The sequence below is a fragment of the Streptomyces ossamyceticus genome (genome assembly GCF_001418475.1).
Classification (GTDB): Bacteria; Actinomycetota; Actinomycetes; order Streptomycetales; family Streptomycetaceae; genus Streptomyces; species Streptomyces ossamyceticus.
The window spans coordinates 1-8159 of sequence record NZ_LIQX01000586.1 but is presented as its reverse complement, the minus strand read 5'-3'; the positions used below and the strand labels follow the sequence as shown (position 1 = coordinate 8159).

The following is an 8159-nucleotide window of genomic DNA, read 5'->3' as shown; positions in this document are numbered from 1 at the left end:
CGGCTTGCGCAAGCCGCACACCTCGCCCCCGGAAGACGCACATCCCCTGGCGGCCCCTCCGGAAAGGCCTTGCCACCCTCACATCCCGTGGGAAATACTCCGCCCCCTCACCTCTTGGTCATGGACACGTCCTAGGCCGACCGATTTAGTTGATTTTGTGATCCTTTGCGATCACACCGTGGGGGGAAACTGCCCGATGGGCGCAACCCTGCGCGCAGTGCGCGCTCTCGTGTTGCTCGCCGGCTTCTATCTGCTCGGCGTCATCCTGCTCGCGGCGCTCGCCGGCGCCGACTATCTGCTGTACCTGCACGCGCCGTCCGGCGTGGCGCTCAAGCTGTACGTGGTCTCCGTACTCCTGGCCCTGCCGCTGATCCGCGGCCTGTTCATGCTGCGGACCCCGAAGGGCGAGGAGCGGCCCGGCCTCGCGGTGACCGACACAGACGAGCCCGCGCTGTGGCGCACCGTGCGGGAGCTCTCCGACCAGGTCGGCACCCGCGCCCCGACGCGCATCGTGCTGACGCCCGAGGTCAACGCCGCCGTGAGCGAGGACGCCCGCCTGCTCGGCCTTCTGCCCGGCCCGCGCCGCCTCTACCTCGGCGTACCGCTGCTCCAGGGCCTGACCGAGGCGCAGCTGCGGGCGGTCCTCGCCCATGAGCTGGGCCACTACTCGAACGCCGACACCCGCCTCGCGGCCATCACCGCGCGCGGCCGGGCCCAGGTGCTGCGCACCATCGACACCTTCGAGCAGCGGGCCGACAAGACCGCCGGACGCGAGCAGGCCCGGCAGGAGAAGAAGAACGCCAAGGCCGCGGCCAAGGGCAAGAAGGCCAAGGAGGTCGACACCCGCCACTCGGGCTTCACGTACCGGTTGATGGCGCGGATCTACGTCGCCTACGCCCACCTCTACTTCCGGGCCACGCTCGCCGGTTCACGCCGTCAGGAGTACGCCGCCGACGCCGCGGCCGCCCGGATCGCCGGACGCGACGCCACCGCCTCGGCGCTGCGCGAGATCCCGGCACTGTCCGCGGCGTTCGGGTTCTACATGAACAGCTACGCCACGCTCGGCTCCGAGGCCCGGCTGCTGCCGCCGCGCGGTGAGTTCTTCGGCGGGTTCGGCCGGATGCTGACCGCGCGCCAGCTCGAACTCGTCGGTCTGCGCACCGATCTGCCGAGCGAGCCGTCGTCGCCGTACGACTCGCACCCGCCGATCGCCGACCGTGTCGCCCGGATCGAGGCGCTGCCCGCCGACGGCCGTGCCGACGAGGCGAGGGGCGCCGCGCTGACGTTGCTCGCGGACCCGGAGCGGACGCTGGCGGAACTGGAGGACGCGGTCCTCACCGAGGATGTGCTGCGGTTCGCCCGCGCCGCCGACTGGCAGGAACTGCTCGACGGTTCGATGGCGGCGAACTTCGTCTCCGCCGACACCGCCCTGCACCGGGCACTCGCCATGTACACCAAGGAGCAGCCGTCCCTGCGGGGGCTGCTGAAGGTGATCGACGACGGTCAGCTGTGGCAGCTGGCGCGGCGGCTGCCGGTGTCCGACCAGGCGGCGGAGGCGAAGGGGCGGGCCTTCCGCGAGTTCGTCCGGCCCGCCCTGGCGGACGGGTTGCAGACCATGGTGCTCGCCGAGCTGAGCGCCCACTCCCGGCTGCGCTGGGAGTTCTCCTGGGCGGACGCTGCCGTGGTGCACCTGCCGCCCGCGGCGGACGGCTCCGAGGCCGACCTCGGCGCCGCGATCGGGGCGGCGGTCGCCGACCACCCGGACACCGGGCCGCTGCGCACGCTGCTGCCCTCCGCTCCCCAAGGCCCCGCCGCGCGAGAAACGGACGCCCCGCGATGACCGTACTGCTGTGGATTCTGGCCGTCCTGGCCGTGCCCACCCTCCTGATCGGTCTGTGGCTGGCCGGGGTGTTCCTCAAGGAGTTCTTCCGCCCCGGCGGCGACGCCGACCCGGACGCCGCCGAGGCGCTGGGCCTGCTCCCCGCCGAACGGCAGAACACCACGTACGCCGGTCCGCTGCCGGCGGGCGTCGACGCGACGCTCGCCGCCGTGCGCGCCGGCGACTGGAAGGCCGCCGCCAAGCTGCTGCACGACATCGGCCGGGACTGGGACCGCCGCTCCTGGGCGACCGGCCTGCTCGGCGGGATCGCCGCCGACGACGACGAGTGGCTGCTCGCCTGGGAGGCCGACCGACCCGACGACCCGGACGCGGCCGTCGTCCGCGCCCGCAGCACGGTGATCCTCGCCGGGCAGATGCGGGGCGCCAAGCGCGCCAGATACACGACCGGCGAGCAGTTCGCGGGCTTCCACCGAATGCTGGAACGTTCCCGCGAGGAGATCGCGCGGGCCGCCGCGCTGAACCCCGACGACCCCACGCCGTACGTCACGGAGATCACCGTCGCCCTGGGGCTCGGCTACCCGCACGCCGAGATGGACCGGCTCTGGACGGAGATCACCGCCCGCGCCCCGCACCACTACGAGGCGCACTACATGGCGCTCCAGTACTGGTGCGCGAAGTGGCGGGGCTCGGAGAAGCTGGCGACGGACTTCGCCGAGCGGGCGGCTCAGAACGCGCCGCTGGGCAGCCTGCTCACGGTGCTGCCGCTGATCGCCCACTTCGAGCACGACCAGTCGGACGACAGCGAGGTGGACCGTACGCCCAGGATGATCGGCCGGGTCGACGCGGGTCTCGCCGACGCCGCCGCGGCCGACCAGACCCACCCGCGCCTGCCGGAGCTGCGCCACCTCCTGGCGTACTACCTCGCCCTCCAGAACCGCGACGCCGCCGCGCTCGAACAGTTCAGGCTGGTCGACGGCCACGTCGACGCGCTGCCGTGGCGCTACCGGGGCAGCGAGGAGGAGATGGCCGCGTTCTACTGCCGGATCCGCAACGCTTCGGCGCAGGCGGTGGCGGCGGAGCAGACGGAGGGCTGAGCGCGCCGGGCCGACCACCACGCCCCGCCGACCACCGCTACGGCTGCCGCGCCCGGCCGACCGCCACCCCCGGCTGCCGCGTCGCCGGCCGACCACCGTGTCGGACTGACAGCGCCGCACCGGCCGTGTCCGGCTGACAGTGCGCGTTCGCCGGGCGGAATTCGGGCGGTACCCGGAACGTTCTCCAGGTACCGCCCGCTCGTTCCCGCACGTTCCTAGGAGTCACGATGCTCTTCGGCCGCACGCCCCAGCTGCCCACCCCCGAGCAGGCTCTGCCGGGCCGCGCCGAGCTGCCGTTCACCGTGCCCGACCGGCACACCGTGCTCGGCACCCCGCTCCGCGGCCCCTACCCGGAGCACCTGGAGATCGCCGACTTCGGCCTCGGCTGCTTCTGGGGCGCGGAGCGCAAGTTCTGGCAGCTCCCCGCGGGCGTGTGGACCACGCTCGTCGGCTACCAGGGCGGCTTCACCGAGAACCCCACCTACGAAGAGGTGTGCTCGGGCCTCACCGGCCACACCGAGGCCGTCCGCGTCGTGTACGACCCGTCCCTCATCTCGTACGAGCGGCTCCTCCAGGTCTTCTGGGAGTCCCACGACCCGACCCAGGGCTTCCGCCAGGGCAACGACGCCGGCACCCAGTACCGCTCCGCCGTCTACACCCACACCCCGGCCCAGGAGAAGGCCGCCGCCGCGTCCCGCGAGGCGTACCAGAAGGTCCTCACCGGCTCCGGCTACGGCACGATCACCACGGAGATCCTCCCGGCGGAGGGCCGCGCGTTCTACCCGGCCGAGGGCTACCACCAGCAGTACCTGGACAAGAACCCGGCGGGCTACTGCGGCATCGGCGGCACCGGGGTGTCCTGCCCGATCGGCGTCGCCAAGGCCGACGGCTGACGTCACGGGTGGCCTTCGGAACGTACGCCCGCAGAGTGCGTGACGAGCGGTTGCCGCTCGTCCGACGGCACAGGGCGCTGAGGTGTGCCGTCGGGGACTACGGCCCGCTCGGCTTCCACGCGACCTGGGCGTATCTGAGCGCGACGGCGTGCCCCGCCCCCGATCTGCGAAGGGATTCCGCGGCGTTGTCGCGCGCGCTGGACACGCTGGAGGAGAGCCGAACCGCGCACCTCGCCGAGATGGCCGTCTTCGCCGCCCGCCGCCGGGCGGAGAAGGCGGCCGGCCGCCGAACCCCACGAGCGTCCGACATGGCCGCTCTGCGTGGTCCGCGCTGGCCGAGTTCGGCGCCCCCTTCCCGACTGGGGTTGATCGCCGCCGTGGCGAACCGGCACGCGGCGTTCCAGCGCGCCCCGTACCCCGACGAGACGCTCTCCACCGACATCGACGTACGCCGACTCAGCCACCTGCACACCCGGCTCGACGACTGCGCCTCGTCCTACCTCACGGCCCTCGGCCGCCTCGACCGCCCGGCCGCAGCGGAACTGACCGACACCGTCCACAGCATCCGCGGCCTCACCCGGCCTGGCTACTCGCCCCTGAACATGTACGTGTTCCCGTGGCTGCGCTTCGCGAACCTGCTCACGTACGCTGCGGCCTCCTCGGCGACCGAGCACTGACACCAGCAGCACCTGGACAGGAACGCAGGTCGTCCGCACTCGCTCGCAGTCATGTGCCCGGCCTGGTTACCTGACGGTGAAGTCGGCTGCCTCCCTGTCCAGGGTCGTCGTGCCGTCCTTGGCGGTGGCCAGGACGGCGACGTGCCAGGGACCGCGCGGGGAGGACTTCGCGTCGGACGCGGTGACCTTGACGCGGTACGTGCAGTGCACGGTGTCCTTCCCGGAGGGCTTGCAGACCGCAGACTCCGCGTCGGCCATGTCCTTGGCGGTCAGCTCGTCCTTGGCGAAGGACGAGTCCTGCGGCCATGCCAGCACCTTCACGCTCTTGACGCCGGAGGATGCCGTGACGTCGGTGTCGAAGGAGAGCGAGCCGTCGCGGTCGCCGGCGGGAGCGGTGTAGCGGGCAGTGCTGTGCGCCGGCTTCAGCGGCTGGTCCCCGGCGTAGGCAAGAGTGAGGGCCCCGGCACCACCAAGGACGACGAGACCGGCGGCCACGGACAGTGCAGTACGTCGGGACATGGGAATCTCCGTAAGGGTCCTGTATCGGGTCGGCGCTCCTTGACCGCGCCACTTCACCGATACTCGCCGCACAGAGGTCCACCGGGCATGAGCGCACCTACTCAACTCAGGCTGAGTAGGCCGGTGTTGCCGCCCACGTCGCACCTCGCAGCGGAGGCGCCGCGGCACCGGGGTCTCCTGCCCGCTCGCGGTCGCCAGAGTCGACGGTTGCCCCTTGCCGTCACGCGGAGACGACCACCTCGCCGGCCATGACCTCCGGCGGGGCGGGAAGCAGGGACGCGAGGTTGTCCCGCACGAAGTCCGAGGCCCTGGAGATCGACTCCTCGGCGCCGGCCCGGTCCTGGAAGACGCTGGTCGAGACCATCACTCCGTCCCCGGCGTCGACCCAGTAGTAGGCCACGAAACCGGGGACCTGGCGCATGAGCGGCACGAACCCCTCGTTCACGAGACGTGCCGCCTCGGCCGGATCGGTCACCCCGTCGTACCGCCGCACTGCTGCGTACATCTCCGAGCTCCTCACTGCGTTGTGGGTTCGTCCTCCGCCGCGACGTCGTGCCTCGGCGGGCGCCGGCCCTGGACCACATGGGTCACGGGTCTCAGGGGCCGCCCCCGTCCGGCTGGAAGCTCGCCAGCATCTGTTCCAGGGCCGCCTGGTCCGGGCCGACGAAGGGCGGCGCGGACGGGGCGGTGGCGAGCGTGTCCAGCATGGCGCCGGTGATGCCGGCGGCCGGGGGCAGATGCGTCGAGAGGACCAGGTCGGGCTTGCGGTCCTTCAGGGAGTCGAAGGTCCTGAGGTACTTCTCCACGTCGACCGTCTGGACCCAGGGGCTGTCGACCGTCGCCCAGAGAAGCTGCGCGGTGCGCAGGTCCTCGACCGCCACATCGCGGACGTCGTCGGCCCGGGCGAGGTCGGCGGTCGGCAGGGGGGCGCCGAAACAGTCGGAGCTGAAGCAGACACCGGAGTGGTCGTCGAAGAAGCCGACGGTGGCGGGGTTGTCGAACAGCGGCGGACGGAAACCGGTCAGGGTGCGGTCGCCGATGTCGAGCGTCTCGCCGGGGTTCACGAGGTGGGCCCGGTCGAGGGGCAGCGGATGCTCGCAGGACAGGATCCCGGCGCCGATGAACGTCGTCACGACCCGCGCCTTCGGGGCCGCCGCCAACAGGTCGAAGATCCCGCCGGTGTGGTCGCGGTCGGGGTGGGTGAGCCAGATCCAGCGGACGTCGGCCGGGTCCAGCACGGTAGCGAGGACCTCGACGAAGTTCCGGTCGGGCAGCCCCAACCCGGTGTCCACGACCACGGGTTCGGCGCCGAGCAGTACGAACGCGTTCACCGGGATGTGCCCGATGCCCGGCACCTCCAGGCTGTCGGCGAGAACGCTGATGTCCGGGCGCAGCCGGTGCACGGTACCCGGGCGGACCTTTTGAAGGGGCATGTCACTCACACCTCGGAAACCCCCCGGCGGGTGATCGTCGCGACCGCATGCCTCCGCTGTTGCTCCCGCCTCCATCGTCCGGCCGTGCGAGCGCGGGCGCATCCGCTGCCGTGACCGCACGCGCGCGTGGAGAATGACGACGCGACGCGACGCTACGGACGAGGGGGTGCCCATGCTGTTCGGACGGGGCCGGGAGCCGCGGATGCCCACGGCCGAGGAGGCGCCACCGGGGCGGGCGGCGCTCGCGTACGAGGTGCCCGAGACGCACGCCGTGCTGGGGACGGCCCTGCTGGGGCCGTATCCGGAGGGAGCCGAGGTCGCGTCCTTCGCGATGGGCTGCTTCTGGGGCGCGGAACGGCGGTTCTGGCAGATGCCGGGCGGCATCCGCACCACCCTCGTCGGGTTCCAGGGCGGCTACACGCCGTACCCGGTCGACGACGAGGTGCGGACCGGGCTCACGGGGCACGCGGAGACGGTACGTGTGGTGTTCGACCCGGCCGAGGTGTCGTACGAGCGGCTGCTGCGGGTGTTCTGGGAGGGGCACGACCCGACGCAGGGCTTCCGCCAGGGCAACGACGTCGGTACGCATGTCCGCTCCGTCGTCTTCACGCACTCACCGGAGCAGCACGCGGCCGCCGAGAGGACCCGCGCGCGGTATCAGGCGGCGCTGTCCGCAGCCGGGTACGGGGCGATCACGACCTCGATCGTGCCGGCCGGGGAGCACCCGTTCTACCCGGCGAGCGCACTGCACCAGCAGTATCTGCACCGGGACCCGGCGGGGTACTGCGGGGCGGGCGGCACCGGGGTGTCCCCGCGCTGACGCTGCTGCGCGGCCGAGGGGCTCCGGGGGCGTTCGATAGCGTTCCGGCATGTGTGTCTCCCTGGCCCCGGCCGAGTTCACCGGCACCACCCTGTACTGCGGGCGGCTGCACCACCCCGAGCACGGGCTGATCCACGTCCTCGGCTACCAGAACACGGCGGCGAATCTCGCCGACGGCCCCAACGCCATGCTGCTGCACCTGCCGGCGCGGCAGATGAGCCGACGCAACTTCCTGTCCGTGGGGCGCAGTTCCGACGTGCTGGAACGGATGGTGGACGCGGTACGGCCGGTCTCCGTGGGCCTGGTCGACGACTCGATCGCCTGGATGGGAGCGGCTCAAGGGCCGGCGGTGGAGGTGTTCGAGCACGACGTGTACACGGTGGTCCTGGCCCGTGACCCGCGCGCCGTGCCGGCGGCGCTCGCCGAGGTGCCGGAGCACCGGCGGCCCGCGCTCAACCCGGAGTTGTTCGCGTTCTACGCCGAACGCTGTCCCGCGCACGCGATCGCCGTCTGCTGCTTCGACAACGCGGAGGCTGCGCAGGCCAAGCCGCTGCTCATGTGGTACCCGCCGCACGACCCCGATGTGCTGACGCTGCCCGCGCTCGACTGCCACACCGGGGCCGTGCCGGATCCGGACGCGCTGGTGGACACGGACCACTGGGTGATCCTCGGCACGGACGAGGCGCCGGACGGCTGGGGTTCGCCCGTCGACCACGACCCCGCGATGCGGCACGCGCTGCGGAGCTATCTGCCGGACACGGTCGTGGGCCGGCACTTCGGCGGGCCCCTGCGCAACGGGGACTTCGCGATCAGCCACGAGGCGTTGCTGAGGGTCGGCGAGGAAGGGGTGACCCGGGTGGGGGTGTTCTAGGGCCGCCGGGGG

At 72.2% G+C, this 8159-nt stretch carries 9 protein-coding genes; 6 read left to right on the top strand and 3 right to left on the bottom strand.

From position 1 onward, the window contains the following. Positions 1-196: 196 nt before the first annotated feature. The 4 genes from AOK15_RS33930 (at position 197) to AOK15_RS33915 (ending at position 4504) form a co-directional block, all read left to right on the top strand. The gene (locus tag AOK15_RS33930; protein WP_055522153.1) at positions 197-1840 is read left to right on the top strand and encodes a M48 family metalloprotease; all 1644 of its coding nucleotides are present in this window, start codon (positions 197-199) and stop codon (positions 1838-1840) included. After that, positions 1837-2934 (top strand): hypothetical protein, encoded by a 1098-nt coding sequence (locus AOK15_RS33925; protein WP_055522152.1) that lies wholly within the window; start codon positions 1837-1839, stop codon positions 2932-2934. Before AOK15_RS33930 ends, AOK15_RS33925 begins: the two co-directional genes overlap by 4 nt. Positions 2935-3161: 227 nt before the next feature. Beyond that, positions 3162-3827 (top strand): peptide-methionine (S)-S-oxide reductase MsrA, encoded by a 666-nt coding sequence (gene msrA / locus AOK15_RS33920; RefSeq protein ID WP_055522151.1) that lies wholly within the window; start codon positions 3162-3164, stop codon positions 3825-3827. A 35-nt stretch (positions 3828-3862) separates the two neighbouring features. After that, positions 3863-4504, top strand: coding sequence for a hypothetical protein (locus AOK15_RS33915; protein ID WP_148087316.1), 642 nt, complete (start codon positions 3863-3865; stop codon positions 4502-4504). Positions 4505-4570: 66 nt separating this feature from the next. Here AOK15_RS33915 and AOK15_RS33910 read toward each other — a convergent pair whose 3' ends face one another. The 3 genes from AOK15_RS33910 to AOK15_RS33900 all read right to left on the bottom strand — a co-directional run bounded on the left by AOK15_RS33910 (position 4571) and on the right by AOK15_RS33900 (position 6456). Beyond that, positions 4571-5023, bottom strand: coding sequence for a DUF5707 domain-containing protein (locus AOK15_RS33910; RefSeq protein WP_055522149.1), 453 nt, complete (start codon positions 5021-5023; stop codon positions 4571-4573). A 220-nt stretch (positions 5024-5243) separates the two neighbouring features. Continuing rightward, positions 5244-5528: a hypothetical protein gene (locus AOK15_RS33905; RefSeq protein WP_055522148.1), complete on the bottom strand. Its 285-nt coding sequence runs from the start codon at positions 5526-5528 to the stop codon at positions 5244-5246. Between the two features lie 91 nt (positions 5529-5619). Next, the gene (locus AOK15_RS33900; protein ID WP_055522147.1) at positions 5620-6456 is read right to left on the bottom strand and encodes an MBL fold metallo-hydrolase; all 837 of its coding nucleotides are present in this window, start codon (positions 6454-6456) and stop codon (positions 5620-5622) included. Between the two features lie 172 nt (positions 6457-6628). Between AOK15_RS33900 and msrA (AOK15_RS33895) the strand changes: the two genes are divergently transcribed. Beyond that, on the top strand, positions 6629-7276 hold the full coding sequence (gene msrA, locus AOK15_RS33895; RefSeq protein ID WP_055522146.1) for a peptide-methionine (S)-S-oxide reductase MsrA: 648 nt from the start codon (positions 6629-6631) through the stop codon (positions 7274-7276). Positions 7277-7325: 49 nt separating this feature from the next. Further along, on the top strand, positions 7326-8147 hold the full coding sequence (locus AOK15_RS33890) for a hypothetical protein (protein ID WP_055522145.1): 822 nt from the start codon (positions 7326-7328) through the stop codon (positions 8145-8147). The last annotated feature ends 12 nt before the right edge of the window (positions 8148-8159 follow it).

What these genes read in the sequence shown, in the direction of transcription:
- AOK15_RS33930 (WP_055522153.1), top strand. Translation starts at nt 197, where the DNA reads ATGGGCGCAACCCTGCGCGCAGTGCGCGCTCTCGTGTTGCTCGCCGGC.
- AOK15_RS33925 (WP_055522152.1), top strand. Translation starts at nt 1,837, where the DNA reads ATGACCGTACTGCTGTGGATTCTGGCCGTCCTGGCCGTGCCCACCCTC.
- msrA (WP_055522151.1), top strand. Translation starts at nt 3,162, where the DNA reads ATGCTCTTCGGCCGCACGCCCCAGCTGCCCACCCCCGAGCAGGCTCTG.
- AOK15_RS33890 (WP_055522145.1), top strand. Translation starts at nt 7,326, where the DNA reads ATGTGTGTCTCCCTGGCCCCGGCCGAGTTCACCGGCACCACCCTGTAC.
- msrA (WP_055522146.1), top strand. Translation starts at nt 6,629, where the DNA reads ATGCTGTTCGGACGGGGCCGGGAGCCGCGGATGCCCACGGCCGAGGAG.
- AOK15_RS33905 (WP_055522148.1), bottom strand. Translation starts at nt 5,528, where the DNA reads ATGTACGCAGCAGTGCGGCGGTACGACGGGGTGACCGATCCGGCCGAG.
- AOK15_RS33900 (WP_055522147.1), bottom strand. Translation starts at nt 6,456, where the DNA reads ATGCCCCTTCAAAAGGTCCGCCCGGGTACCGTGCACCGGCTGCGCCCG.
- AOK15_RS33910 (WP_055522149.1), bottom strand. Translation starts at nt 5,023, where the DNA reads ATGTCCCGACGTACTGCACTGTCCGTGGCCGCCGGTCTCGTCGTCCTT.